Genomic DNA, 1564 nt, shown 5'->3' with positions numbered 1-1564 from the left:
ACAAGTACTCACAGAACTTATGAGTTTTACAAGACATAAAACCAAATCTCAACTTCGTAAATATTTAAGAGGTATTGGTGCATCATTAGCAAAAGATTATTCTAACAAATACACAATTGATTTTTAAATATTAAAAAAGAGTGCTTTAATAACAAACATTATGGTTGTCATTATTTTTAAAAGTAAAGTGCTCTTTTTATTTTCATATTAACTCATCCCTTAATGATGAGTAAAAAAATAGCTAATCGTTAAGTGATTAGTTTAGCATATTCCTGTATATCATAGTATATAAATAGAATAGTAGTAATTTTATTAAACTTTAATTATACACTAGGCGATTTCAAAACTTAAAAAAGTAATTTTAAGACAGTTTAACGTTATCACAAAATTAGAAATGACATTAGTAATAGGTAGAATTACACAAGGAGGAATTAGAGTAGATAGTGATTCTAAAATAACTAATCCCAATATTGCTTCCAATCGCAATAATATTTTTTCAGGATTACTTAAAACTATAATTCTAAACCCAAAGATTTCTGTGTCTTACGCAGGAGGTGTTGATACTGCTCAAAAAGCAATTGAAGCACTTTATAAATTAGAAAAATTTGAAATCAATAAAGTCAAAAATTTACTTCTTGAAATTCATTCTAAAAATGACTGTGAAACTGATTTTTTAATAGCATCACTCGAAAACCAACCATTACTTTATAAAATTTCAAATAATAAAATTAATATATCAAATTCATTTCAATGGATTGGAGATATTAAAGGCTTTAATCTATTTCAGAAAGAATTTTTCCCTAATTTAAAAAGTCAAGATCCTAAGCATATTTCAACTGTTCACTCTAACGCTTTTAAAAAAGTAATTGAGAGTGATCAAATTGAGAGTGTTGGAGGATTTCATATAACTGCTCACAGAACAAAATTCGGAATTGAATATTTGTTCAAGATGTCTTTGAATATGGGACGTTCAGAAACTATAACTATGAAACAAGGCGCAAATACCATTCCTTGGGGAAATGCAGGCACTGGAACATTTTCTTCTTCTTACCTAAAATCTAATAATCCTTATAAGCCAGCAATTGGAATTCATTTTCCAATAGGTAATTTTGGAACTTTATATTATCCAAGAGTAAGTAGAAAAGTGATTTTTTATAAAAACGTTAATGGTTTTGAATTTGCTGAAAAAGTAAAGTCTGATTATGGCATTAAAATTATTGGAATGATTAAAAATGGAGAATATATGACAATGATATAAAATACTACTAATAATTATATGTATTCTTAATTGAAGTTTAGTAGCTCGAAAAAGACTCAAGTATACTTCAAAAAACATTCACTTTTCAAAACCAATTTCCCCAAACTCGCGTTTTACCATTTTTTACCGTATTATTTCGCTTCTAAAAACATAAGAAAAATATTATTTTTCATTGAATTTTGAATCATTTTAAAACTTTTTTTCAAAAAAAATTACAACTTGGTTAATTTTTCTTCTCGAGACTTCAATTTTCAACAGACTTAAATTGTTAAATAAAAGTAAGAATATACTTTAAATTATATCTTG

At 26.1% G+C, this 1564-nt stretch carries 1 protein-coding gene; it reads left to right on the top strand.

Features of this window, described 5'->3' with window-relative positions; genetic code table 11:
* The first annotated feature begins 394 nt into the window (after positions 1-394).
* The gene (locus tag AA089_RS22935) at positions 395-1258 is read left to right on the top strand and encodes a hypothetical protein (protein WP_046759360.1); all 864 of its coding nucleotides are present in this window, start codon (positions 395-397) and stop codon (positions 1256-1258) included.
* Positions 1259-1564: the final 306 nt, after the last annotated feature.

It is taken from the genome of Kordia jejudonensis, assembly GCF_001005315.1.
Classification (GTDB): Bacteria; Bacteroidota; Bacteroidia; order Flavobacteriales; family Flavobacteriaceae; genus Kordia; species Kordia jejudonensis.
This window is presented reverse-complemented; position numbering and strand designations above follow the sequence as displayed.

Bases quoted from the DNA above. Each gene is read 5' to 3' on its own strand.
- AA089_RS22935 (WP_046759360.1), top strand. From the start codon at position 395: ATGACATTAGTAATAGGTAGAATTACACAAGGAGGAATTAGAGTAGAT.